Origin of the sequence: Pseudomonas baltica, from assembly GCF_014235765.1 — a bacterium.
In the GTDB taxonomy this organism is placed as follows: domain Bacteria; phylum Pseudomonadota; class Gammaproteobacteria; order Pseudomonadales; family Pseudomonadaceae; genus Aquipseudomonas; species Aquipseudomonas baltica.
Map to the genome: position 1 here is coordinate 1 of NZ_JACMYH010000026.1, position 321 is coordinate 321.

1 protein-coding gene is annotated in these 321 nt (G+C 57.9%); it reads right to left on the reverse strand.

Features of this window, described 5'->3' with window-relative positions:
• Nucleotides 1-241, reverse strand: a 241-nt coding sequence (locus H7993_RS20705; RefSeq protein ID WP_185795506.1) for a hypothetical protein, incomplete at its 3' end; no start/stop codon positions are given.
• Between the last annotated feature and the right edge of the window lie 80 nt (nt 242-321).

The window sequence follows — 321 nt, forward strand, 5'->3', positions numbered from 1 at the left end:
CGTCGTTCAGATAAACCTCCAGCGCCTGGCCGACCTCAATGCCGGGATACCGCGGTATTTCCACGGGCACTTCGCCTGAAGCGATATCGCCGTTGTTGACGCCGCCGTGGTGCTTGTCGGACAGCCGTGGGGCGGAGATGCTCGGCGCCGGGCCGTTGTGAAACACACCAGGGCTGCCGAAGGAACGGCTACCGGATGTACGAAAGAGCGCCTGAAGGAGCTCGGGGGGTGGATTTTTCAATTGGGTGTTCTCCTGCTTGCCAGAATAACGGATGGATATTCGAGGAGCGGTGAAGCATTGAGAACTTGAAGTTAGTTCTA